Consider the following 24243-nt stretch of genomic DNA (forward strand, 5'->3'; position numbering starts at 1 on the left):
CATGCCTAAAGCCTACTCCATGCCGACGGCCTCTGCCCGGACACGAGATCGCAGTTCCTGCCCGCTAGTGGCGGTGGGCTGCCTAAGCGACAGGCGAGGCTTTATACTGCGCGCCACACAATATGGCGTCTCGGCATCATGGGGCGTCGCACATCCACTCTCATGGAGAGATTGCAATGCGTTTGCCAGCTGCGAACTGGATCGATCGGCTGGGGCGTTGCCTGGCCTGTGCCGGCCTGGCGCTGCTCCCGCTGGTCGCCAGCGGCGCCACCGAGGAAGACCCCTGGGAAGGTTTCAACCGGGCGATCTTCACCTTCAACGACACCCTCGACACCTACGCCATGAAGCCCCTGGCCCAGGGCTACCAGAAGGTCACGCCGCAGTTCCTTGAGGACGGGGTTCACAACGTTTTCAGCAATGTGGGTGACGTCGGCAACCTGGTGAACGACCTGCTGCAGGGCAAGTTCCATGCCGCTGGTGTGGATGCCAGCCGCCTGCTGTTCAACACCACCTTCGGCCTGCTCGGCTTCTTCGACGTCGCCACCAAGATGGGCCTGGACCGCAACGACGAGGACTTCGGCCAGACCCTGGGCGCCTGGGGCGTGGGCAGCGGCCCGTACCTGGTGCTGCCGTTCTTCGGCCCGAGCACCCTGCGCGATGCCCCAGCGCGGATTCCGGACGGCTACCTCGGCCCATACCCCTACATCGACCACGTGCCGACCCGCAACGTGACCTTCGCCGTGGATGCCATCGACACCCGCGCCAATCTGCTCTCCGCCGAGAAGCTGATCAGTGGCGACAAGTACGTGTTCATCCGCAACGTCTATCTGCAGAACCGCGAGTTCAAGGTCAAGAACGGGGAGGTCGAGGACGACTTCTGAGTCCTCGTGCGCCTCGGGCTCCCGCGCCGGCAGGAGCCCGCAAGGCAGACCTCAGCTGAGGTTGACGATGGCTAGCCCCAGCGCCTGGCGGCCGGAGTCCAGGGTGACCAGACGCACCACCTCGGCTTCGGCGTCCAGCCCCTTGAGCTGGGCATGGGCGGACGGGATCAGGACCCGCACGCGGTCGCCGACGCTCAGCGCGCAGTCGGCTTCCAGCTGCATGCCGCTGCTCGACAGGTCCAGGCAGATCGCCGGGATCTCCCGGCCGGCATGGACCAGGGTGACGGGGACTTCCAGGCGCATGCGGATGAAGTCGCGTTTCTCGCTGTAGTCGCGGTCGTTGCGGGACATGCGCCGATCCTCTGTATATAGGCTGGTTAGGCTCTTATAACCTTCGATTATTGCAACTGTAAAGGCGGCGTCAGAGCAGGGGCGTCGAGCTTGAATCGGTCCCCGGATGGGAGTACCGTCTGCGCCTTGATGTGAACCGAGTACACGCGTCCAGGGGCGGTCCCCGGCGCTTTCGTCAATTTTCCTGGCGCCGTATGCCTGGTATCCCATGCACAATCCCAGTGCCACGCTGCTGATCATCGACGACGACGACGTAGTCCGTGCCAGTCTGGCGGCCTATCTGGAAGACAGCGGTTTCAGCGTCTTGCAGGCCGCCAATGGTCTGCAGGGGCTGGAAGTATTCGAGCGCGACAAGCCCGACCTGGTGATCTGCGATCTGCGCATGCCACAGATCGACGGCCTGGAGCTGATCCGTCGGATCAGCGCCCTCGAGGCCGAGGTGCCGGTGATCGTGGTCTCCGGCGCCGGCGGCATGAGCGACGTGGTCGAGGCCTTGCGCCTGGGCGCCGCCGATTACCTGATCAAGCCCCTGGAGGATCTCAGCGTCCTCGAACACTCGGTTCAGCGTGCCTTGGACCGCGCGCGCCTGCGTCTGGAGAACCGCCGATACCGCGAGAAGCTGGAAACCGCCAACCGGGAGCTGGAGGCCAGCCTGCACCTGCTGCAGGAAGACCAGAACGCCGGCCGCCAGGTGCAGATGAACATGCTCCCGCTCACCCCCTGGCAGGCGGATGACCTGAGCTTTTCCCACCAGATCATTCCCTCGCTGTACCTGTCCGGCGACTTCGTCGACTACTTCCGCCTCGACGAACACCGGGTAGCCTTCTACCTGGCCGACGTGTCCGGTCACGGCGCCTCCTCGGCGTTCGTCACCGTGCTGCTCAAGTTCATGACCACCCGGCTGCTCTATGAGTCGCGCCGCGGTGGCAAGCTGCCGCCGTTCAAGCCCTCCGACGTGCTCGCGCACATCAACCGGGGGCTGATCAACTGCAAGCTGGGCAAGCACGTGACCATGCTCGGCGGGGTGATCGACCAGGCGGCCGGCACACTGACCTACAGCATCGGCGGCCACCTGCCGCTGCCAGTGCTGTACAGCGAAGGCCAGGCCCGCTACCTGGAAGGCAAGGGGCTGCCGGTGGGGTTGTTCGAGGACGCCACCTACACTGACCTGGTGATGGAGATGCCAGGCTCCTTCAGCATCACCTTGCTGTCCGATGGCATTCTGGACCTTTTGCCCGGCGACACGCTCAAAGATAAGGAAGCGGCGCTGCCCGAACTGGTATGCAAGGCAGGGGGGACCCTCAACGGCCTGCGCGAGGTGTTCGGCCTGAACGACCTCGCCGACATGCCCGACGACATAGCCCTGCTGGTCCTGACCCGAAACTTTGCATGAGCAAGCGCATGAGAGGCATGCATGAGTACCGGTAGAATTCAATTCGCCGAGCAGGACGGCACCTTCGTCCTCAAGTTCATCGGCGAAGTGCGCCTGACTCTCTGTTCGGCGCTGGATGCCACGATCGAGAGCATCTTCTCCGCCCGGAATTTCAACGCGATCATCATTGATCTCACCGAAACCCTGAGCATCGACAGCACCACCCTGGGGCTGCTTGCCAAGCTGTCCATCCTGTCCCGGCAGAAGGTCGGCCTGCTGCCGACGCTGGTGACCACCAACGACGACGTCACTCGGGTGCTGGAATCCATGGGCTTCGATCAGGTGTTCAACATCGTCGACCGCCCGGTGGCCTGTCCGGGAGCTCTGGACGACCTGCCGTCCCAGGACCAGTCCGAGGACGTGGTGAAGGCCAAGGTGCTGGAGGCCCACAAGATCCTCATGGGCCTCAACGAGTCCAACCGCGAAGCTTTCCACGACCTGGTCAACGCCCTCGAGCGCAGCTGACCGCTTCGCAGCTCCAAAGCAAACGCGCGCCCTGTGGCGCGCGTTTTTCGTCTCCGCATGCGAACGCTCAGAGCTTGGCCAGCAGGGCTTCCAGTTTCTCCTGGTCGCGGGCGAACAGGCGGATGCCCTCGGCCAGCTTCTCGGTGGCCATGGCGTCCTCGTTCAGCTGCCAGCGGAACGCCGCCTCGTCCAGCGTCTGGCGCGCTTCGCCGGGCTGATTGGGGGCCAGCCGGCGCTCCAGCGGGCCCTGGTCCTCGGCCAGCTGCTGGAGCAGCTCGGGGCTGATGGTCAGGCGATCGCAGCCGGCCAGCTGCTCGATCTGGCCGAGGTTGCGGAAGCTCGCGCCCATCACCACGGTGGGGTAGCCGTTGGCCTTGTAGTGGCGGTAGATACGCGTCACCGAGCGCACGCCGGGGTCCTCGGCGCCGGTGAAGTCGCGGCCTTCGGCTTTTCTGTACCAGTCGTAGATGCGGCCCACGAAGGGCGAGATCAGGTACACCCCGGCGTCGGCGCAGGCCACCGCCTGGGCGAAGGAGAACAGCAGGGTCAGGTTGGTCTGGATGCCGGCCTTCTCCAGCTGCTCGGCGGCGCGGATGCCTTCCCAGGTGGCGGCGATCTTGATCAGCACCCGCTCGCGGCCGATGCCGGCCTGCTCGTAGAGGCCGATCAGGCGCTCGGCTCGCTGCAGAGTGGCGCGGCTGTCGAAGGACAAGCGGGCGTCCACCTCGGTGGAGATGCGCCCGGGAATCACCTTGAGGATCTCCTGGCCGACCGCCACGCCAAAGCGGTCGCAGGCCAGGCCGAGGTCGCCATCACAGCCAGCCACGGCTTCCTGCAGGAGCCGGGCGTAGCGGGGCAGGGCGGCGGCCTTGAGCAGCAGGGATGGGTTGGTGGTGGCGTCGACCGGCTTGAGCCGGGCGATGGCGTCGATGTCGCCGGTGTCGGCGACCACGGTGGTGACGGCTTTCAGTTGGTCCAGCTTGGAAGTCATGGTGATGGCCTTGTCTGCGCTTGTGTTCCGACCTTAACCGAGGCGTGGCGGCGTCAGCAACGGGCAGTACGGCGGGCATCCGGAGCTGCTCCGGGCGGCGTTCGGGCGGGTGGCAGGTGGCCAATGGGGGCGAGGCAGGGAGCGAGGCGTGGACATGAAAAAAGCCCTCCTGCGCGGGGGCAGGAGGGCAGCCCGCTGGGTGACGGGCAAGGGGATGCTTACAGCAGCGACAGCGGATAGCTGATGATCAGGCGGTTCTCGTCGAAGCTGTTGGTATTGCCCCAGTCGCGACGCATGCTGGAGTTGCGCCACTTGACGTTGAGGTCCTTGAAGGTGCCGCTCTGCACGGTGTAGGCCAGCTCGGACTCGCGGCCCCATTCCTTGCCGTCATCGGTGGTGTTGGCCACGTGCACGTTGTCGCCGCTGATGTAGCGGGTCATCAGGGTCAGGCCCGGGATGCCCCAGCCAGCGAAGTTGTAGTCGTAGCGCAGCTGCCAGGAACGTTCCTTGGCGTTGTCGTAGCTGGAGTTGTAGCTGTCGTTGGCCAGGGTGCCGCCGCTGGCGCCGTTGACGCGCATCCAGGCGCTGTCGCCGTCCACCTTCTGCAGGCCGACGTAGAAGGTCTGGTTGCCGTAGCGCGCGGAGAACAGTCCGGACCAGGTCTTGTTGTCCAGCTTGCCGGCTTTGGCGCTACCGTCGTCGTCGCCGAGGAAGTAGCCGAGGTTGGCCCCCAGGGTCCAGTCGCCGAGCGGCTGGCTGTGCACCAGGTTGAAGTAGCGCTGGTTGTAGATGTCCTCCAGCTCGGCGTACCAGGCGCCGATCATGGTGCGATTGTCGTTGAAGCTGTATTCCGCGCCGCCGAAGTTGAAGCGGTCCGAGGTGGCGCCGGACCTGTCGCCGGACAGCGACAGGTCATCCATGCTGCCGTCGTTGCGCGGGCTGTTGCCGCGGAACTGGCCGGCGTAGAGGGTCAGACCGTCGATTTCCCTGGAAGTGATCTGCCCGCCGCGGAAGGTTTGCGGCAGCGAGCGGCCGTCGTCGGAACGCAGGATCGGCAGCACCGCCGCCCATTCGCCCACCTTGATTTCGGTATTGGAAACCTTCGCCTTGGCCGCCACGGCGAGGCGACCGAAGTCGTCGGCCGGGCGGCCGTCATCCATCACCGGCAGCAACTGGGTGCCGCGGGTGCCGCGACCTCCGTCCAGCTTGACCGACCACAGACCGAGCACGTCGACGCCGAAGCCGACGGTGCCTTCGGTGAAGCCGGAGCGGGCGTCGAGGATGAAGCTCTGGGTCCACTCCTGGGCCTTACCCTGGGAGCTGTCATCCACGTAGTTGCGGTGGAAATAGAAGTTGCGCAGGTTCAGAGTCGCCTTGGCGTCGTCGAACAAGCCTGCGGCCGAAGCGGGCAGGGCGGTGGCGGCAATGGCCAGGGCCAGGGGGGCGGGTAACAGGCGGGCAGCAGACAGCGAGCTTTGCTGGAGCATGTCAGGGACCTTTTTGTCGTTATGAGTGTTGAAGGCAGGAAGAGCACAGGCCAGGAAGGAGCGGCCCGGCGCTTCGCGGCTGGCGGGATAGTGCGAGCTGGCTGGTCCCGCTTTCAATCCGATAATCGCCAATTTGGGCGAATACCGAACATTAATTAACTGGTTAGAACATTTTGGCAGGCGGTCACTGCCGGGTGAAGGCGTGTTTTCCGGGCGGACGGATTGTCTTTAGAATCCGCCGGATATTTCGGACAGGAACCCAGACCTCATGGCCGGTAGCCAGATCGAACGAGCCTTCAGCCTGCTGGAACGGCTTGCCAGCGAACCGCGTGGCTTGCCGATGCAAAGTCTCGCCGACGAGTTGAGCATTCCCAAGAGCGCCACCCACCGCATGCTGGCCGAGCTGATCCGCTTGGGCTACGTGCGCCAGAATCCGGAGAACCTGCGCTACCAACTGTCCACCAAGCTGATCGCCGTGGCTTTTCGCTACCTGTCCAGCAGCGGCGCCGACATCGTCCAGCCGATCCTCGATCGCCTGGCCGGGGAGTGCGGCGAGCTGGTGCGCCTCGGGGTGATCGACGGCGACCGCCAGACCTGGATAGCCAAATCCCAGGGCGCCCGTTCCGGCCTGCGCTACGACCCGGACATGGGCCGCGACGCGCCGCTGTTCTACACCGCTTCGGGACATGCCTGGCTGGCCAGCATGAGCGACGAGGAGGCGCTGGCCCTGGTGGAGCGGCAGGGCATCGATGACCCGGCCCTGTTCGGGCCCAACGCGCCGCGCAGCACCGACGAGCTGCTGGCCCGTCTGCGCCTGGCCCGTGCGCGTGGCTATGCCTGGGTAGTGGAAAGCTCGGCGCTGGGCATGTCGGCCCTGGCGGCGGTGGTGCGCCATCCCCTCGAAGGCCGGGTTATCGGCGTGCTGAGCATTGCCGGGCCCAGCGCGCGGCTGCCCGAGGCGCGCATCCACGAGTTGGCGCCGCAGCTGCTGTCCGCCGCCGCCGAGCTGTCCGCCGCCAGTCCCGCCTCGGAACTGTTCGTCTGACCTGCGGGCGCAGCCCCGGGCTGCGTCCCCGTCTTGTCCTGATTGCTGCCAGCCTCCGGCTGTCCATGCGCTCTCGTGCGGTAATCGCACGGTCTTGTGCCTTCCTCGCTTGTTTATAAATGGAACCTGGTTCTAAATTGCCGGCGTTTTTCCTGAATCGCCGTCCGCAGAACAATCACAAGTGAGGAGCGCCCTTGGATTCCCCCCTACGCATCGCCCTGATCGGCGCCGGCAGCATGGGCCGTCAGCACTGTCAGCACTTGCGTGAGGTACCGGCCGCGCGGCTCTGCGCGGTGGCCGATCCCGGCGAGCAAGCCGCGGCCTTCGCCGCCGAATGCGGGGTGCCGTACTACGCCGAGCACCGTACGATGCTGGAGCAGGTGCGCCCGCAGGCAGCGCTGATCGCCACCCCCAACAACCTGCATGTGAGCACGGCCCTGGACTGCATCGAGGCCGGGGTGCCAGTGCTGGTGGAGAAGCCGGTGGGCGTCTGCTTGGACGAGGTGCGCATGCTGGTCGAGGCCTCCCGTCGCCACGGCGTGCCGGTGCTGGTCGGCCACCATCGCCGCCACAACCCACTGATCGCCAGGGCACGCGAGCTGATCGCCAGCGGCGTCCTTGGCCGGCTGATCAATGTCACCGCCCTCTGGCAGTTGCAGAAGCCGGATAGCTATTTCGACGTGCCCTGGCGCCGCGAGCCGGGTGCCGGCTTCCTGCTCACCAACCTGATCCACGACCTCGACCTGCTGCGCCACCTGTGCGGCGAGGTACGCCAGGTACAGGCCTTCACCAGCAACGGCGTGCGCGGCTTCGCCAACGAAGACAGCGCGGCGGTGCTGCTGCAGTTCGAGAGCGGTGCCCTGGGCAGCCTGATCGGCTCCGACGCGGTGGCCGCGCCCTGGAGCTGGGAGCTGGATTCCGGCGAGAACCCGGTCTACCCGCGCCAGCCAGACCAGCCCTGCTACCTGTTCGCCGGCACGCGCGGAGCGCTCAGCGTGCCGCAGCTGCGCCGCTGGTACTACGCGAAGCCCGGCGCCGGCTGGCACCAGCCGCTGCTGAGTCACGAGGAGAGCCACGCCCCGGATCAGGCGTTGCGCCGTCAGCTGGAGCACTTCGTCGCGGTGGCCCGCAGCGAGGCCGAGCCGCTGGTGACCGCCGCCGATGCCGGGCGTACCCTGGCGCTGATCGAGGCCATCCGCCGAGCCGCCGAGAGCGGCCGGGCCTGTGCTCCGGAGCCGGTGGGCTAGACGAACCCTTTCCACTGGGCCCGTCAGGCGGGCCCGGACCATCCCCTTGAAGCAAGCCTCCATGACCGAACGCATCTATTCCCTTGCCGCTCTGACCGTTCTCGAACTTTCCCCGCCGGAGATGGTGGAAGTCGCCGCCCGTGCCGGCTACAGCCACGTCGGCCTGCGCCTGGTGCCGGCGACCCCCGAGGAGCACCACTTCCCGCTGGTGGCCGATGCCGAGCTGCGCCGCCAGACTCTGACCCGTCTGCGCGACACCGGCGTGCGCGTGCTGGACCTGGAAATCCTTCGCCTGAAGCCGGAAACCCGGGTCGCCGACTTCGCCCGGATCCTTGAGGTCGGTGCCGAGTTCGGCGGCAGCGAGCTGCTGATCGCTGGCAACGACCCTGACGAGGCGCGCCTGACCGACAACTTCGCCGCGCTCTGTGACCTGGCACGCGACTACGCCATCCGCCCGCACCTGGAATTCATGCCCTGGACCGACGTGCGCGATCTCAGGCAGGCCCTGCGTGTGGTGGAAAACGCCGGCCGCGACAACGGCTGCGTGCTGGTCGACGCCTTCCACTTCGACCGCTCCGGTTCCTCGCTGGCGGATCTGCCGGCGCTGCTGCCGGGACGCATCCGTTATGCCCAGCTGTGCGACGTGGCCGGCCCGCGCCCGGACGACATGGACGAGATCCTCCGCCAGGCACGCAACGAGCGGCGTTTCCCCGGCGATGGCGACTGCGACCTGGCCAGCCTGCTGCGCGCATTGCCGGCGACGGTGCCGCTGAGCCTGGAAATCCCCACTCGGCAGTTGATGGAGCAGGGCGTCAGTGCCCAGGAGCGGGCGCGGATGGCGCTGGACAAGGCGCGTGAAGTCCTGAGCCGGGTCTGATACCCGAACCGCCGCGCGCACCGTTCACCCGGACTCCCGGGTTTCTCCCTGTCGGTGCGCACGGCGCACCCTACGGCCCGATGCTGGCCATTCGATGAATTGAGCGCCGGTGCCGGGCTCTATATCCTTTCGCAACCATTCATCATGCACCGGAGCGGTTCCACGCTCCGGGCAAGGATCTCCGATGAGTACCTCCCGCGCGCTTTCCGGCGCGAGCCAGCCATTCAAGGGCATCCTGCTCATCGTGCTGGCTACCTTCCTGTTTTCCAGCCACGACGCCCTGTCGAAATACCTGTCCGGTTTCTACCCGGTCATCATGGTGGTGTGGGCGCGCTATGTGGTGCACACCCTGTTGATGGCCGGCATCTTCCTGCCGCAATCGGGGTTGCGCGTGCTGCGCACCAAGCGTCCGCTGCTGCAGGTGCTGCGGGCCTTGTGCCTGCTCGGCACCAGCCTGTTGTTCACCAGCGGCCTGATGTTCATCCCGCTGGCCGAGGCCACGGCGGTCAACTTCCTCGCGCCGCTGCTGGTCACCGCGCTGTCGGTGCCGCTGCTCGGCGAGCGGGTCACGCTCGGCCAGTGGCTGGCGGTTTCCCTGGGCTTCGTCGGCGTGTTGTTCATCGTCCATCCGGGCGGCGAACTGTTCACCCCGGCGATCCTCCTGCCGCTCGGTTCGGCGCTGTGTTTCTGCTTCTACCAGTTGCTCACCCGCATGCTCAGCGGGATCGACAGCCCGACCACCAGCAACTTCTTCGCCGGCCTGTTCAACACCCTGGCGATGAGCGCCCTGGTGCCGTTCTTCTGGCAGGTGCCGAGCCTCGGCCACGGCCTGCTGATGCTGGCGCTGGGCGGTTGCGGGATGACCGCGCACCTGTTCCTCACCCAGGCTTTCCGGCATGCCGCGCCGGCGTTGCTGGCGCCGTTCGGCTATTGCCAGATGGTCTTCGCCGGGCTGCTCGGCTTTCTGGTGTTCTCCCATACTCCCGAGGCTTCCGCGCTGTTCGGCATCGCGGTGATCTGCCTCAGCGGGCTGGCCGCCGTCTGGCTGCAGAAGCGGCGTTCCGGCGACTCATGAAAAAGGCCTCCCGAAGGAGGCCTCGCTTTCCGCTGGCTGGGAATCAGTCCTCGACCGTCTCGACCTTGCGCGGGGCCATGAAGAACATCCAGGTCAGGGCCAGGAAGTACATGGTCGGGATCAGGGTGAACAGTACCGCGTAGTTGTTGTTGGTGGCGGTCAGCACGTGGCCGACGATCTGGGTCATGAACATGCCGCCGACCGCTGCGCACATGCCGCCGAAGCCGAACACCGAGCTGACCAGGTGTTTGGGGGTGTAGTCCATCACCAGGCTCCAGATGTTGGCGGTCCAGGCTTGGTGCGCACCCACCGCCAGGGCGATGGCCAGCACGGCGATCCACAGGCCGCTGGCGTTGGCAGCGAACACTACGCTGACGATGGTGCAGGCGAAGATCAGCATGGATACCAGGCGCGCGGTGGTGGCCTTGACGCCGCGGCCGATCAGCCAGGAGGACAGGATGCCGCCGCCCACGCTGCCGAAGTCGGCGCTCAGCCAGATGGCGATCAGCGGGATGCCCATCTGGGTGACGCTGATGCCCAGGTTGTATTGCTGGTTGAGGAACGGCGGCAGCCAGTACAGGTAGAACCAGAACACCGGCGCGGTGATCGAGTAGGCCAGGGCGAAGGCCCAGGTGCCGCGCATGCGCAGGATGCGGCTGAAGGGGACCTGCGGCTGCTCCGGCTCGGGATCCTGCTGGATGTAAGCCAGTTCGCTTTTGCGCACGCTCGGGTGTTCTTCGGGGTTGTAGTACTTGATTGCCCAGGCGGTCACCCAGACGAAGCCGATGGCACCCATGCCGATGAACACCGCCTGCCAGCCCCACAGGCTGAGCAGCAGCGGCAGCAGCATCGGGGTCAGCATGGCGCCGACGTTGGTGCCGGCGTTGAAGATGCCAGTGGCCAGGGCGCGTTCGCCGGCCGGGAACCACAGGCGGGTGGTCTTCACGCAGGCCGGGTAGTTGGCGGCTTCGGTGAGGCCGAGAATGAAACGGCAGACCATGAAGCCGACCGCCGAGGTGGCCAGGCCGTGGGCGCCGGTGGCCAGGCTCCAGAGCAGCACCGCGATGAAGAAGGCGCGCTTCACGCCGACCTTGTCGATGAAGCGGCCCTGCAACACGAAGCCGACGGCGTAGCCGACCTGGAACCAGAAGTTGATGTTGGCGTAGTCCATCGCCGTCCAGTTCATCTTCTCGGCGAGGATCGGCTGCATGATGCCCAGCGCGGCACGGTCGATGTAGTTCAGGGTGGTGGCCAGGAAGACCAGCAGCAGCATGACCCAGCGGGTCCTGCCGACGGCGAAGGCGCCGCGAATCTTGTCGCCGATGGAGCCGCGGGACAGGCTCGGCATTGCAGGGGTTTCAGTGTGGTGCATCGTTGTTCATCCGTTGTGTGCGGCGGGTGACCCGCCGGAACTGTTTCTACGCTGCGCGCGCTCGCGGGCGGCCTGCCGGAGCCGGCAGGTCCGGGACGCGGGCAGCGATCGGGGCGTGTTCCGCTGATGGCTCAGGCGTCGAGGTCGGCAGTCGCTTGTGGCGACGGGCGTGCGATCCGAGTGGGCAGCGCGACGGAAAGCCGGGAGGGGAGGTTCGGCCGCACGAGGGAAGCGTGGTGCGTGTTACCGGCTGGGCGGGCGGTCAGTACGGGCATGGCATGTACCTGATTCTTGAAATTGTTATGCGGGCCTGATGGCGTTTTCGTTCGCGGGCATCCGGCATGGAAGGGCAGGCTTCGACCGTGGGATGACGCCCTGCGACGTAATTCGATGTTGCGGAGCGAGAGAAAGACCGTCAATTCGATAATCGGTCTTTTGTTCGTTAAACGAACAGAAAACTAACTAGTTCGTACAATTTGCATTGAGGTTCGAAAATACCCTGCGAATAATCGATGTACCAGAGGTTTGTCTGTCGGATACGCGCCCTTGCGCGCGCCTTCCGGCGACCCGTTTCACCTGCGCCGGACCCGCAGAGGTCACGCGCCCACCAGGAGCTGAAGCATGCAGCGTTCGATCGCCACCGTCTCCCTGAGCGGTACACTTCCGGAAAAACTCGAAGCCATAGCCGCCGCCGGATTCGACGGCGTGGAGATATTCGAGAACGATCTGCTCTACTACGCCGGCAGTCCCCGCGAAGTGCGTCAGCTATGCGCCGACCTCGGCCTGGCCATCACGCTGTTCCAGCCGTTTCGCGACTTCGAGGGCTGCCGTCGCGACCGCCTGGAGAAGAATCTCGACCGCGCCGAGCGCAAGTTCGACCTGATGCAGGAGCTGGGCACCGACCTGATTCTGGTGTGCAGCAACGTGGCACCGGATTCCCTGGGCGATCCGCGTATCATCGCCGACGACCTGCAGCGCCTCGCAGAGCGGGCCGGCGCTCGCGGCCTGCGCATCGGCTACGAGGCCCTGGCCTGGGGCCGCCACGTGAACAGCTGGCAGCAGGTTTGGAACATCGTTCGCGAGGTGGACCACCCCGCCCTCGGCGTGTTGCTGGACAGCTTCCACACCCTGTCGATCCAGGGCGACCCGAGCGGCATCGCCGAGATTCCCGGCGACAGGATCTTCTTCGTACAGATGGCCGACGCGCCCATCCTGGCCATGGATGTGCTGGAGTGGAGCCGCCACTTCCGCTGCTTCCCCGGACAGGGCGAGTTCGATCTGGCCGGCTTCCTGGCGCCGATCCTGAAGAGCGGCTACCGCGGCCCGCTGTCCCTGGAGATCTTCAATGACGGCTTCCGCGCCGCGCCGCCGCGTTCCAATGCCGCCGACGGCCTGCGCTCGCTGCTCTACCTGGAGGAGAAAACTCGGCAGCGCCTGGCCGCGGAGGGTAGTCCGCTGGCCGAGTCGGAGCAACTGTTCGCACCGCCGCCTGCCAGCCCCTACGAGGGCGTGGAGTTCCTCGAGTTCGCCGTGGACGAGGAGCAGGGTGCGCGCCTGGCTAGCTGGCTGGAGAAACTCGGTTTCGCCCGCGTCGGCCGACACCGTTCCAAGGAGGTCAGCCTGCTGCGCCAGGGGGATATCAACCTGGTGCTCAACGCCGAGCCCTATTCCTTCGCCCGCAACTTCTTCGAGGCCCATGGTCCCTCGTTGTGCGCCACCGCGCTGCGGGTTCGCGACCAGGCTGGCGCCCTGGCCCGCGCCCAGTCCTTCAGGGGCCAGCCGTTCCGCGGCCTGGTCGGTCCCAACGAGACCGAGATCCCCGCGGTGCGTGCCCCGGACGGCAGCCTGATCTATCTGGTGGAGCGCAGTGCACCGGGGCAGACCATCTACGACAAGGACTTCCTGCTCGACGGGCAGGCCCGGCCCAGCGGCAGCCTCAAGCGCATCGACCACATGGCCGTGGCGCTGCCGGCCGACAGCCTGGATAGCTGGGTGTTGTTCTACAAGAGCCTGTTCGACTTCGAGGCCGACGACGAGGTGGTGTTACCTGACCCCTACGGCCTGGTGAAGAGCCGGGCCATCCGCAGCCGCTGCAGCACCGTGCGCCTGCCGCTGAACATCTCGGAGAACCGCAACACGGCGATCTCCCACGCGCTGTCCAGCTACCGCGGCTCCGGCGTGCACCACATCGCCTTCTCCTGCGAGGACCTGTTCGCCGAGGTGAGCCGCGCCAAGGACGCCGGAGTGCCGCTGCTGGAGATCCCGCTCAACTACTACGACGACCTGGCCGCGCGTTTCGACTTCGACGACGAATTCCTCAGCGAGCTGGCCTACTACAACGTGCTCTACGATCGCGATGCCCAGGGTGGCGAGCTGTTCCACGTCTACACCGAGCCTTTCGAAGGACGCTTCTTCTTCGAGCTGCTGCAGCGGCGCAACGGCTATACCGGCTACGGTGCGGCCAACGTCGCCGTACGTCTGGCCGCGCTGGCCAAGACGCGCAGCGGCGCCGCTCGTCAGCCCAGGCTCTGAAGTCCCGTCAGTCCCGCAACGGACGCCTTCCGGGACGCGGCCCAGCCCGTCTGCGGGAGGCGTCAACTTCCTTCTGCCGTTTTGCCGGCCCATAATCGGCCCATTCCAACGGATGGCCGTGAGTTGTACATGAACGAGATAGCCGAACCTCCTGTCGCCAACGCGCGCAACCCCCGCAAGAACAACCCGGAAAAGACCCGAGAGGACATCCTCAGGGCGGCCATCGCCGAGTTCGTCAGCGAGGGCCTGTCCGGCGCCCGCGTGGATGCCATCGCCGAGCGCACCCACACCTCCAAGCGCATGATTTACTACTACTTCGGCAGCAAGGAGCAGCTCTACGTCGAGGTGCTGGAGAAGCTTTACGGCGACATCCGCAAGACCGAGAGCGAGCTGCACCTGACCGAACTGGAGCCCCGCGAGGCGATCCGCCGCACCGTGGAGTTCGCCTTCGACCACCACGACCGCAACGGTGATTTCGTGCGCATCGTCAGCGTCGAGAACATCCACCACGGCGAGTACGTGAAGAAGTCCACGGCGATCCGCTCGATGAGCAACACCATGCTCCACTCCCTGGCGGAAATCCTCCGCCGCGGCGAGGCGGCGGGAGTGTTCCGCAGCGGCATCGACCCGCTCGACGTGCACCTGTTGATCAGCTCCTTCTGCTTCTACCGCATGTCCAACCGCCACACCTTCGGCGAGATCTTCCAGATCGACCTTGCTGACGAGCAGATCAAGCAGCGCCACAAGCAGATGATCTGCGAGGCTGTGCTGCGCTATATCCAGGTCTGAGTCCATCCGGCCGCGGATTGCGGAGGTGACGCCATGACTATGCTGCTGAATGCCCTGCAGGCCGACATCACCTGCCTGCAGGTCGACGCCATCGTCAACGCGGCGAACGAATCGCTGCTTGGCGGCGGTGGAGTGGACGGGGCCATCCATCGTGCCGCCGGTCCCGGGCTGCTGGAGGAGTGCCGTAGGCTGGGCGGCTGCCCGACCGGCGAGGCGCGCATCACCGCAGGCTACCGGCTGCCGGCGCGTCACGTGATCCATACCGTGGGCCCGGTGTGGCGCGGCGGTCGGCACGGCGAGGCGGAGCTGCTCGCCGCCTGCTATCGCAACAGCCTGCAGCTGGCGGCACGCCACGGCCTGCACTCCCTGGCCTTTCCTTGCATCAGCACCGGCATCTACGGCTATCCGGCCGAGGAAGCGGCGCAGATCGCGGTGACCACGGTGCGCGAGGCGCTGCATGGTTCAGCCCTCCGGGAGGTCTTGTTCTGCTGCTTCTCCGCCACGGACCTGGCGATCTACCGCCGGCTGCTCGGCCTCTGAGCCGGCCAGCGCCAGTCCGGCCAGGTAGCCGAAGGTCATCCCCGGGCCGAGGGTGATGCCGCCGCTCGGGTAGTGGCCGCCCATGATGCTGGCCATGTCGTTGCCTACCGCGAACAGCCCGGGAATCGGCCGGCCGCTGCCGTCCAGCACCCGCGCCGCGGCGTCGGTGCGCAGCCCGGCGAAGGTGCCCAGGCTGCCGGGGATTAGCTTCACCGCATAGAAGGGCCCGTGCTCGAGCGGCCGTAGCGACGGGTTCGGGCCGTGCAGCGGCTCGCCCTGGGCGCGGTTGTAGGCCGAGCGGCCGCGCCCGAAGTCCGGGTCCTCGCCCTGCGCGGCGTAGCGGTTGAAGCGCGCCACCGTGGCCTGCAGCTGCTGCGCATCGATGCCGCAGCGTGCGGCCAGCTCGGCCAGAGTGCGGCCCTTGCGGAGGTAGCCGCGGCGTTCGTACCAGGCCGTCGGGAAGGGAAAGGGCTTGGCCCAGCCGATCCCGTAGCGGCGCTGCGCGCGGTGGTCGCAGATCAGCCAGGCCTCGTGGGGTTCGCCCGACGGGGTGGCGGCGAACAGCGCGTTCATGAAGTCGTGGTAGCAGTCGGCCTCGTTGGTGAAGCGCCGGCCGTCGCGGCGCACGGCGATGAAGCCGGGCTTGGCCCGTTCGATCAGGTGCGGGAAGTGACCGGTGCTGCCGTCCCGGCGCGGTACCAGGGACACCGGCGCCCAGGCCCCGGCATGGGCCAGGTCGTCGCTCACCCGGCCGCCGATCCGTTCGCCCAGACGCAGGCCGTCGCCGGTGTTGCAGGGCGGCGCGGCGGAATGGTGCTCCCGGCCGCTGGGCGCATGAGGCATCAGCTGGGCGATGCGCTCAGGATCGTGGGGGAAGCCGCCGCAGGCCAGCACCACGCCCCGTCGGGCGTGAACCTCCAGGGTGCGGCCAGCCAGTTCCAGGCGTGCCCCGCTCACCCGGCCATCCCGCTCCAGCAGCGTCCGCGCCGGGGCATCGGTGAGCAGGCGCACGTTCCGGTCCAGGGCGCTGCGCAGCAGGCGGGCGACCAGCGCGTTGCCGTTCACCAAGTGCAGGCCGCGGCCGTGCACCAAACGGTCGCGGAAATGCCGTAGCAGCCGTCCGGCCACGTACCAGGCAGCCCTCGGCGAGCGGCTGGCATTGAAGAAGTTGGCCATGTCCGCGCCGCCGGCGATGCCCATTCCGGCCAGGCTGACGATGTCCAGTGGCGGCCGCAGCCTGTGGAGCCAGTCGCCGAGCAGCCGGCCGTCGAACGGCTGGGCGCACAGCGAGCGGCCGCCGGTGACGGCACCGTCGCCGTCGCGCATGTCCGGCATGCGGCTGCCCGAGTAGAAACGCACCGCCGTGTGTTCCTGGAAGAACGCCACCATCTCCGGGCCACGGGTCAGGAAGGTGCGCTGGCGTTCGTCCAGTTCCGAGGCGTGCACCTGGGCGCGCAGGTAGCGCTCCGGCGCATCGCCGTCCTCGATGATGCCTTCGGCGACCGCCAGCGGATTGCGAGGAATCCACAGCCAGCCGCCGGACCAGGCACTGGTGCCGCCGAGCAGGCTTTCCTTCTCGGCGACCAGCACCTCCAGGCCGTGGTGGGCGGCAGTCACCGCCGCCGCCAGGCCCGAGGCACCGGAGCCGATGACCAGGACGTCGCAGTGCAGCGCATCAGGATGTGACATGGCGGCGCGTCCCGGCTCAGTGCAGGGGCGAGAAGGTGGTCGGGCGCATCAGCCGCGACTCCAGCTTGAGCACCGCGCCCAGCTCCTTGTTGAGCCTGCCGAACTCGGCCCAGCGCGGGTCGGCGGCCATCCGTGCGCGGCGGGCCATACGGTCGTCGAGGCTCTCGTAGGCCCAGATGTGCACTACCTGGTTGGCTTCGCCGAACTCGGTGGTGAAGAAGCCCACCAGGTTGCCCAGGTGCTCGGTTTGCACCTCATAGGCGTGGCTCTTGTAGAGGGCCAGCCAATCGGCCAGCTTCAGCGGATCGATGGTGTAGGTACGCAGTTCGTAGTACATGCTCGGGTCTCCTTGGAAGGTCGGTCAGTGCGCCGTGGCGAGGCGCTCGGCGATGTGGGTGGCGGCGATCCAGCCGAAGGTCAGGCCGGGGCCGATGGTGATGCCGGGACCTGGGTAGGTGCCGTTCATCATGGAGTTCATGTCGTTGCCCGCCGCATACAGGCCGGGGATCGGTTTGCCACTGCGGTCCAGCACGTTGGCGTTGCCGTTGGTGACCAGGCCGCGGGCCGAGCCGAGGTCGCCGGTGTGGATGCGGATGGCGTAGAAGGGCGCCTTGGTCAGCGGGGCCAGGCAGGGGTTGGGCTTGTGGTCCGGGTCGCCCATGTAGCGGTTGTAGCTGTTGCCGCCCTTGGCGAACTGCCGGTCGACGCCCTCGCGTGCATCGGCATTGAAGCGCTCCAGGGTCTGCCGCAGGCCCTGCGGGTCGACGCCGATGGCCCGGGCCAGGGCTTCCGGAGACTCGGCGCGGTACAGGTAGCCGGCCTCGATCAGTGCCGAGTTGTCCACCGGCTTCGGCCGCGCCAGGCCCAGGCCGTAGCGGTTCATCGCCTCGGCGTCGCAGATCAGCCAGCAGGGCGTGCTGCCGCTGGCGAACATGGCCTCGACGAAGTGGTGGTAGGAATTGGATTCGTTGACGAAGCGGCGGCCGGCCTGGTTGACGGCGATCACCCCCGGCTTGGCGCGGTCGGTGACCAGGTGCGGGAAGCGCTCGCGTTCGCCGTTGGGGCGCACCAGCTCGGAGACCGGCGCCCAGAAGAAGTTGCTCGGCAGCCCTGCGCCGCTGGCCGCGTCCACCGCCTCGCCGAGGCGCAGGGCGTCGCCGGTGTTGGTCGGCGGCGACATGGTCAGGTGTGGGGTGCCGGTGTTCGGGCGGTTGGCGGCGGCGATCGCTCCGGCGGCGAAACCGCCCATGGCGCAGACCACGCCGCCGCGCGCACGTACCCGCTCGTGACGTCCTTCGCGGCGGACTAGCACGCCGGTCACCGCGCCGTTCTCGACGAGCAGCGATTCCGCCTCGCTGTTCAGCCACAGTTCCGCGCCCTTGGCGAAGGCCGTGGTGGCCAGCCGGGCGATCAGCGCGTTGCCGGTAGTCAGGCGGGTTCCGCGGTGATGGCTGAGGCGGTCCAGGCCGTAGCGGGCCATCAGCTTGATGCAGTGCCAGAGGGATTTCGGCGAGTACTTGAAGCTGAGGAAATGCTGGATGTCGACGCGGTTCACCATCATGCCGCCGAACAGCAGCATGCCCGGCGGCGGCATCTTCAGGTCCTTGAAGCGCGCCCCCAGCCGGCGGCCGTCGTATTCGACCATCTCCAGGGCACGGCCGTAGTCGGTGGCGCCGTCCTCGTCCGGGTAGTAGTCCGGCGACAAGGGGCGCAGCGCGTAGCGCAGCTCGGTGTTGGCCTCCAGCCAGCGCAGCGCCTCGTGGCCGCGCTCGATGAAGGCGTCCACCAGCTCGGCGTTGTAGCCGTCTCCGATGATCTTGCGCAGGTAAGTGCGCACGGCTTCCGGGGAGTCCTGCACGCCGGCGGCGCGGGCCTGGTCGCTGCCGTAGATCCAGGCGGCCCCACCGGAGATCGCCGAGGTGCCGCCGAAGTGCTCGGCCTTCTCCAGGATCAGCACCTTCAGGCCGCGGCAGGCGGCGGTGGCGGCCGCGGCGAAACCGGCGGCGCCGCTGCCGAGCACCACCACGTCGTAGTCGCGGTCGAGGGTGGACTGCCCTTGGCCGCTCATGGCTGGATCTCCAGAGGGGTGGCGCCCATGAAGGCACCCAGGTTGCCGAGCTGGGCTAGGGCCATCTGCGGGCCGGTCTGGATCGTGCAGCCCCGGGCGCGGGCGAACTCCAGCAGCGGGGTGATCTCCGGCGAGGTGACCACGTCGGCCACGTAGGTGTCGGGCTGCAGGCTTTCCAGCATGGCGGCGGGCAGCGGCAGCTCGCCGCTGTCGCCCATGCCGACTGGCGAGGCGTTCACCAGCAGGTCGAAGTCGGCCAGCGACTCGTAAGCGCGCTCGATGCGCTGCGCCGGGAAGAGGCTGCCAAGCCGCTCGACCAGGCCATCGGCGCGCTCGGCGCTGACGTCGTCGAGCACCAGGCCGTTCACCCCGGCCTCGCACAGCGCATAGGCGATGGCGCTGCCGACGCCTCCGCAGCCGATCACCAGGGCGCGCTTGCCGGCGGACTGGAAGCCCTGGCGGCGCGCGGCATTGAGGAAGCCTTCGCCGTCCACGTTGTCGCCGAGCAGGCGGCCGTCCGGCTCGCGGCGGATCACGTTGACCGAGCAGAGCGCCTTGGCGCGATTGCTGACACCATCCAGGCGGGTGGCGAGAACCTGCTTGTAGGGCACGGTGACCACGCAGCCGCGCAGGTTCTGCCAACCGCGCAGGGTGCTCAGGAAGGCATCCAGGGCGTTCTCCCGAAGATCGATGGCGATCATCGCCAGATCGCGACCGTTATTGGCAAACCAGGTGTTGAAGTTTTCCGGTGATTTCACCTGGGCGATGGGTGAGCCGACGATGGCGACCAGTTCGGTCGAGCCTTGGATCATGCTGTCCTCCACGGGGTCGATTGCTGTTGTCGTGGAGGCAAGAGTGCTGGCGGAACTCGGTTCCAACAATGCGTTTTTCGGGCGATTGCTTCGTTTATCGCATTATCAATGCGATAATCGCATCATTCCCGCGAATCTTCCGTCCCGGAGTCTCGCGGCTGCGCGAAGCTGGCAGCTGCCCAGAGGGCCTCCGGAACCGACCATGAACAAACCGACCATTCACCCCCGCGACTTGATCGCCGGCCTGCAGAAGGGCCTGGCGCTGATGCAGCTGTTCAATGCCGACCAGCCGCGCCTGAGCGTGCCTCAGGCGGCCAGGCAGGCCGGGCTGACGCCCAGCGCCGCGCGACGCTTCCTGCTGACCCTGGTCCACGAGGGCTTCGCGGAGACCGACGGTCGCCACTACTGGCTGACCCCAAAGGCCCTGCGCATCGGCCAGGCCTACGTCGACTCGGCGCAGCTGCCACGCATGCTGCGTCCGGTGGTGGAGCAGGTGGCGCGACAGACCCAGGAGCACGTCTCGGTGGGCACCCGCGACGGCGACGAGATCGTCCACGTGGTGCGCAGCCGCTACAGCCACATCGCCTCGCTGTCGATCCGACCCGGTTCGCGAGTGCCTATGTACTGCACCGCCAGCGGCCGGCTCTGGCTGGCGAGCCTGGACGAGGCCGAGCTGAACGCCTACTTCCAGCGCAATCCGCTGCGCCAGCTCACTCCCTACACCCAGACCGACCTGCCGGCGCTCAGGGCGGAGATCGCCCGGATCGCCAGCCAGGGCTTCGCCGTCGTCGACCAGGAGTACGAGATCGGCATGCGGGTGATCGGCGTCCCGCTGATCGACCGCACGGGGCGGCTCCGGGCGACCCTGGCGATCACCACCCACGCCTCGCGGCTGAGCGTGGAGGAGCTGCGCTTTCGCTACCTGGCGCCGCTCTATGAGGCCCAGGCCTTGCTCAAGCCGGTCCTGGACTGAAGAATGCGTGCGCTGATCGCACCGGAGTCCCGAGCCAGAGGGACCGCAAGGACATAATGAACGCCGTTCCATTTTCCCTTTTTCGAGCGAGTCGTTCATGACCTTCGACTTCTTTCTCGTGGCGCTGCCGGCCGTCCTGCTCACCGGCATTTCCAAGGGCGGCTTCGGGGGCGCCTTCGGTGGCCTCGCCGTACCGCTGATGGCTCTGGTGCTGCCGCCGACCCAGGCCGCGGCAGTCATGTTGCCGATCCTCTGCATGGCCGACCTGGTCGGTCTGAAGCGCTTCTATGGCAAGTGGGATGTGCGCAACCTGAAGATCATGCTGCCCGGGGCGCTGCTTGGCGTGTTGATCGGCAGCCTGACCTTCGGGGTGTTCAGCGAGCGCTTCGTCGGTCTGCTGCTGGGGGCCATCTCCATCGGCTTCGTGCTGATCAATGCGCTGGTCGATCGTGCGGCGGCCCAGGTGGCCGAGCCGGCGGTGGGGAAGGGCACGCTGCTTTCGGCGGTCGCCGGCTTCACCAGTTTCGTCGCCCATGCTGGCGGCCCGCCGGTGATGATGTATCTGCTGCCACAGCACCTCGAGAAGCTGCGCTACGTGGCCACCATCAACGCCTTCTTCCTGCTCACCAACGCCATCAAGTTGATCCCTTATGCCTGGCTGGGACAGTTCAGCGTGGACAACCTGCTGGCCAGCCTGTCGTTGGTGCCGGTGGTGGTGGTCGGGGTCTGGCTCGGGCTGTGGCTGCAGGGACGGGTCAACCACCTATGGTTCTACCGCATTGCGCGACTGGGGCTGCTGGTGACCGGCATCCAGCTGATCGTGCAGAACTGGTAAGCAGCAGGAGCCGGAAAGGCCGGCTCCATGTGCGGGCGATCAGCCGTTCATGCTATGGAAGTGCGCCTGCATGCGCGCGGCATCCGCTGGCTGGCCGGTGAACAGCTCGAAGGCCTTGACCGCCTGGAACACCGCCATGCTGCCGCCATCCAGGGTGCGGCAGCCGAGGGATCGGGCGTGCCTGAGCAGCTCGGTTTCCAGCGGGAAGTAGATGATCTCCGCCACCCACAGCTCGGGGCGCAGCAGTTCGACCGGCACCGGCGTTCCGGGCAGCTTGGCCATGCCCACCGGGGTGGTGTTGACCAGACCGTCGGCGGCGCCCAGCGCGCCGGCCAGATCCTGGCCGACCACGGCACGGCCTGCGCCGAAGTGCGCGTTCAGGCTGTCCACCAGGCCCTGGGCGCGGCTCGCCTCCACTTCGAAGATGGTCAGTTGTCCGATGCCTTCGCTGAGCAGGGCGTGAGCCACCGCAGCACCGGCACCGCCGGCGCCCATCTGCACCACGCGGTTGCGGGCGACGTCCGGCAGACCGCGGCGGAAGCCCTCCGCGAAGCCCAGGCAGTCGGTGTTGTGGCCGATGCGCTTGCCGTCCTTGAACACCACGGTATTGACCGCGCCGATCCCTCGCGCCTCGGCGGAAAGCTCGTCGAGCAGGGGAATGATCGCCTGCTTGCAGGGGAAGGTGATGTTCAGGCCGGTGAAGCCCATGCGTTCGGCGGCGGTAAGCAGCTCGGGCAGGGCGGAGCTATCCAGCTTCAACTGGTCGAGGTCGATCAGCCGGTACAGGTAGCGGATGCCCTGGGCATCGCCCTCGTGTTCATGCATGGCGGGGGTGCGCGAAGCCTGGATGCCGGCGCCGATCAGGCCGGCCAGTATGGATGCATTGCTCATTGAGATCAGTCTTTCAGCAGGTGGGCGAAATGTTCGATGGCCAGGCGGTAGCCGTGGGAGCCGAAGCCGGCCAGCACGCCGACGGCGATCGGCGAGACGAAGGAGTGGTGCCGGAAGCTCTCGCGTTTGTGCACGTTGGACAGGTGCACCTCGATCACCGGCAGCTCGACCGCTGCCAGGGCGTCGCGGATGGCCACCGAGGTGTGGGTCCAGGCCGCCGGGTTGATCAGGATGCCGGCGTGCCGGCCGCGGGCCTGATGGATCCAATCGATCAGTTCGCCTTCGTGGTTGGTCTGGCGAAATTCCACTTCTAGACCATGCTCAGCCGCGGTACGCCGGCACAGGGCTTCGATGTCAGCCAGGGTTTCATGACCATAGGTCGCCGGCTCACGGGTACCCAGCAGATTCAGGTTGGGTCCGTTGAGGACCAGAATGGAGCGAGTCATGCGGTCTCTCTCTTCAGTTGTTATGGGCTGCCGTCAGCAGCCGGGGCGGTCGGTGAAAAATGTACTAGACGGTTAATTTGGTCAATCGGACCAATTAGGCGTGGCCGGCAGCTCGATTTTGTCCGAATGCCCCATGAATAGGCGCTTTGACCGGGATATGGGCCTCCGATACGGAAATCGTCTGGCGAATAAAGCGTTCGGTTATCGGTCTTTTGTGGGTGAGATTGATCTGGGAAGATGGGCCGCGGCGATGCTTCAGGTTGAATTAAGTCTCGGGAGATAGGCTGGCCAATAGACAGACTCGGCCATGTTCCGGACGCTTCCTGGCATGCTAGCCGTGCTGCTGTCGACGTGATTGGCGATAGACCGGAAGTCATCCGGCGGAACTGAATGAGGGATTGAAGAAATGGATTGGAAAAACACTTCGACGCGTTATGGCGGCCTGTCGATCGGCCTGCACTGGCTGATGCTGCTGCTGATCGCGGCAGTCTATGCCTGCATCGAGCTGAAGGGGTTCTACCCGAAGGGCAGCGAGCCCCGCGAACTGCTCAAGCAGTGGCACTTCATACTGGGGCTGACGGTCTTCGCCTTGGTCTGGCTGCGCCTCCTCGCCCGTCTGATCGCGCCCACTCCGCGTATCGAGCCGGCGCCACCGGCCTGGCAGGCATTCCTCGCCAAGCTGGTACACCTGGCCCTCTATGCCCTGATGATCGGCGCGCCGCTGGCCGGCTGGCTCATCCTGAGCGCCGCGGGCAAACCGATACCCTTCTGGGGGCTGGAGCTGCCGCCGCTCATTGGGGAAGACCGTGAACTGGCCGGGCAGATCAAGGAACTTCACGAACTGGCCGGCACCCTCGGCTACTGGCTGATCGGCCTGCATGCGGCGGCGGGGCTGTTCCACCACTACGTGATGCGCGACAACACCCTCAAGCGTATGCTGCCTGCCCGTGACGCCTGAAACTTGAACAGGGCAGGGAGAGATGCCTTCCCTGCTACTGAAGATTTGCAGGCAGAGCGACAAAAAAGGCGTTGACTCTGCCTCCCAAATCTGTAGAATTCTCCTCCCGCCGCTGAGGGGTTGTTAGCTTCGGTGGCGCGCAAGCGGTTGAAGTAGAAAAGAAATTTTTGAAAAGCGCTTGACGGGAAGTAAGGCTGCTGTAGAATGCGCGGCCTTGGTTGAGGCGAAAGGCTCACCCAACTGTTCTTTAACAAGTGAATCAAGCAATTCGTGTGGGTGCTTGTGAGGTAAGGCTGGTGATCGCAAGATTATCAGCATCACAAGTAAACACTCGTGAATTCGAGAGTTAATTTGCGATTGCTGAGCCAAGTTTAGGGTTTTCACAAAACCCGAGCAGTATTGAACTGAAGAGTTTGATCATGGCTCAGATTGAACGCTGGCGGCAGGCCTAACACATGCAAGTCGAGCGGCAGCACGGGAGCTTGCT

22 protein-coding genes, 1 rRNA gene and 1 pseudogene are annotated in these 24243 nt (G+C 66.4%); 14 read left to right on the top strand and 10 right to left on the bottom strand.

All coding sequences use genetic code 11. The features are described from left to right. Positions 1-176: 176 nt before the first annotated feature. Positions 177-881 carry an MlaA family lipoprotein gene (locus tag H165_RS0115890; RefSeq protein WP_017939931.1) on the top strand — a complete coding sequence of 235 codons (705 nt, stop codon included), beginning with the start codon at positions 177-179 and terminating at the stop codon, positions 879-881. A gap of 51 nt (positions 882-932) precedes the next feature. On the opposite strand, the gene H165_RS0115895 is transcribed toward H165_RS0115890, so the two are convergent. Next, a complete protein-coding gene (locus H165_RS0115895) occupies positions 933-1232 on the bottom strand; it encodes a PilZ domain-containing protein (RefSeq protein WP_017939932.1) in 300 nt (99 codons plus the stop codon). Positions 1233-1440: 208 nt separating this feature from the next. On the opposite strand from H165_RS0115895, the gene rssB reads away from it, so the two are divergent. Continuing rightward, entirely contained in the window at positions 1441-2625 is a 1185-nt protein-coding gene (rssB, locus tag H165_RS0115900) for a two-component system response regulator RssB (protein ID WP_017939933.1), read from the top strand. Between the two features lie 21 nt (positions 2626-2646). Further along, entirely contained in the window at positions 2647-3129 is a 483-nt protein-coding gene (gene rssC, locus H165_RS0115905) for an anti-sigma factor antagonist RssC (RefSeq protein ID WP_017939934.1), read from the top strand. 67 nt (positions 3130-3196) lie between these two features. Here rssC and tal read toward each other — a convergent pair whose 3' ends face one another. Together tal and H165_RS0115915 are read right to left on the bottom strand one after the other, a co-directional pair. Beyond that, positions 3197-4120, bottom strand: coding sequence for a transaldolase (gene tal / locus H165_RS0115910; RefSeq protein WP_017939935.1), 924 nt, complete (start codon positions 4118-4120; stop codon positions 3197-3199). 218 nt (positions 4121-4338) lie between these two features. Further along, entirely contained in the window at positions 4339-5607 is a 1269-nt protein-coding gene (locus tag H165_RS0115915; RefSeq protein ID WP_017939936.1) for an OprD family porin, read from the bottom strand. A gap of 268 nt (positions 5608-5875) precedes the next feature. On the opposite strand from H165_RS0115915, the gene H165_RS0115920 reads away from it, so the two are divergent. The 4 genes from H165_RS0115920 to H165_RS0115935 all read left to right on the top strand — a co-directional run bounded on the left by H165_RS0115920 (position 5876) and on the right by H165_RS0115935 (position 9851). Continuing rightward, positions 5876-6652: an IclR family transcriptional regulator gene (locus H165_RS0115920; protein ID WP_017939937.1), complete on the top strand. Its 777-nt coding sequence runs from the start codon at positions 5876-5878 to the stop codon at positions 6650-6652. A 194-nt stretch (positions 6653-6846) separates the two neighbouring features. Continuing rightward, positions 6847-7899 (top strand): Gfo/Idh/MocA family protein, encoded by a 1053-nt coding sequence (locus H165_RS0115925; protein ID WP_017939938.1) that lies wholly within the window; start codon positions 6847-6849, stop codon positions 7897-7899. Between the two features lie 61 nt (positions 7900-7960). Further along, positions 7961-8776 (top strand): sugar phosphate isomerase/epimerase family protein, encoded by an 816-nt coding sequence (locus tag H165_RS0115930; RefSeq protein WP_017939939.1) that lies wholly within the window; start codon positions 7961-7963, stop codon positions 8774-8776. Positions 8777-8960: 184 nt separating this feature from the next. Next, a complete protein-coding gene (locus tag H165_RS0115935) occupies positions 8961-9851 on the top strand; it encodes a DMT family transporter (RefSeq protein WP_017939940.1) in 891 nt (296 codons plus the stop codon). Positions 9852-9894: 43 nt separating this feature from the next. On the opposite strand, the gene H165_RS0115940 is transcribed toward H165_RS0115935, so the two are convergent. After that, positions 9895-11223: an MFS transporter gene (locus tag H165_RS0115940; protein ID WP_026146675.1), complete on the bottom strand. Its 1329-nt coding sequence runs from the start codon at positions 11221-11223 to the stop codon at positions 9895-9897. Between the two features lie 621 nt (positions 11224-11844). Between H165_RS0115940 and quiC the strand changes: the two genes are divergently transcribed. From quiC to H165_RS0115955, 3 genes are all read left to right on the top strand, one after another. Then, the gene (gene quiC / locus H165_RS0115945; protein ID WP_017939942.1) at positions 11845-13755 is read left to right on the top strand and encodes a 3-dehydroshikimate dehydratase QuiC; all 1911 of its coding nucleotides are present in this window, start codon (positions 11845-11847) and stop codon (positions 13753-13755) included. A gap of 129 nt (positions 13756-13884) precedes the next feature. Then, complete coding sequence (locus H165_RS0115950) at positions 13885-14544, top strand: TetR/AcrR family transcriptional regulator (protein ID WP_081609368.1); 660 nt, start codon at positions 13885-13887, stop codon at positions 14542-14544. A 33-nt stretch (positions 14545-14577) separates the two neighbouring features. Then, positions 14578-15084, top strand: a complete 507-nt coding sequence (locus tag H165_RS0115955) for an O-acetyl-ADP-ribose deacetylase (RefSeq protein WP_017939944.1) — start codon at positions 14578-14580, stop codon at positions 15082-15084. Here H165_RS0115955 and H165_RS0115960 read toward each other — a convergent pair. The 4 genes and pseudogenes from H165_RS0115960 to H165_RS0115975 form a co-directional block, all read right to left on the bottom strand. After that, on the bottom strand, positions 15007-16773 hold the full coding sequence (locus H165_RS0115960) for an FAD-dependent oxidoreductase (RefSeq protein WP_017939945.1): 1767 nt from the start codon (positions 16771-16773) through the stop codon (positions 15007-15009). The two genes, H165_RS0115955 and H165_RS0115960, sit on opposite strands and share 78 nt — an antisense overlap. Before the next feature lie 16 nt (positions 16774-16789). Next, positions 16790-17110 (bottom strand): NIPSNAP family protein, encoded by a 321-nt coding sequence (locus H165_RS0115965; RefSeq protein ID WP_017939946.1) that lies wholly within the window; start codon positions 17108-17110, stop codon positions 16790-16792. Next, a pseudogene (locus H165_RS18680) lies at positions 17071-18841 on the bottom strand (FAD-dependent oxidoreductase). The gene H165_RS0115965 and the pseudogene H165_RS18680 overlap by 40 nt, the downstream one beginning before the upstream one ends. Further along, positions 18838-19653: a shikimate dehydrogenase family protein gene (locus H165_RS0115975; RefSeq protein ID WP_017939948.1), complete on the bottom strand. Its 816-nt coding sequence runs from the start codon at positions 19651-19653 to the stop codon at positions 18838-18840. Before H165_RS0115975 ends, H165_RS18680 begins: the two are co-directional and overlap by 4 nt. A gap of 202 nt (positions 19654-19855) precedes the next feature. Here H165_RS0115975 and H165_RS0115980 point away from each other — a divergent pair, with 202 nt between their 5' ends. Continuing rightward, positions 19856-20626: an IclR family transcriptional regulator domain-containing protein gene (locus H165_RS0115980; protein WP_017939949.1), complete on the top strand. Its 771-nt coding sequence runs from the start codon at positions 19856-19858 to the stop codon at positions 20624-20626. A gap of 97 nt (positions 20627-20723) precedes the next feature. Next, positions 20724-21461: a sulfite exporter TauE/SafE family protein gene (locus H165_RS0115985; RefSeq protein ID WP_017939950.1), complete on the top strand. Its 738-nt coding sequence runs from the start codon at positions 20724-20726 to the stop codon at positions 21459-21461. 39 nt (positions 21462-21500) lie between these two features. Here the strand turns inward: H165_RS0115985 and H165_RS0115990 are convergent, their stop codons facing one another. Then, on the bottom strand, positions 21501-22352 hold the full coding sequence (locus H165_RS0115990) for a shikimate dehydrogenase (RefSeq protein WP_017939951.1): 852 nt from the start codon (positions 22350-22352) through the stop codon (positions 21501-21503). 5 nt (positions 22353-22357) lie between these two features. Further along, complete coding sequence (aroQ, locus tag H165_RS0115995) at positions 22358-22798, bottom strand: type II 3-dehydroquinate dehydratase (protein ID WP_017939952.1); 441 nt, start codon at positions 22796-22798, stop codon at positions 22358-22360. Between the two features lie 406 nt (positions 22799-23204). Here aroQ and H165_RS0116000 point away from each other — a divergent pair, with 406 nt between their 5' ends. Next, entirely contained in the window at positions 23205-23756 is a 552-nt protein-coding gene (locus H165_RS0116000) for a cytochrome b (RefSeq protein WP_017939953.1), read from the top strand. 401 nt (positions 23757-24157) lie between these two features. Next, positions 24158-24243, top strand: a 16S ribosomal RNA gene (locus H165_RS0116005); the annotation flags it as partial.

The sequence above is a fragment of the Pseudomonas thermotolerans DSM 14292 genome (assembly GCF_000364625.1).
In the GTDB taxonomy this organism is placed as follows: Bacteria; Pseudomonadota; Gammaproteobacteria; order Pseudomonadales; family Pseudomonadaceae; genus Aquipseudomonas; species Aquipseudomonas thermotolerans.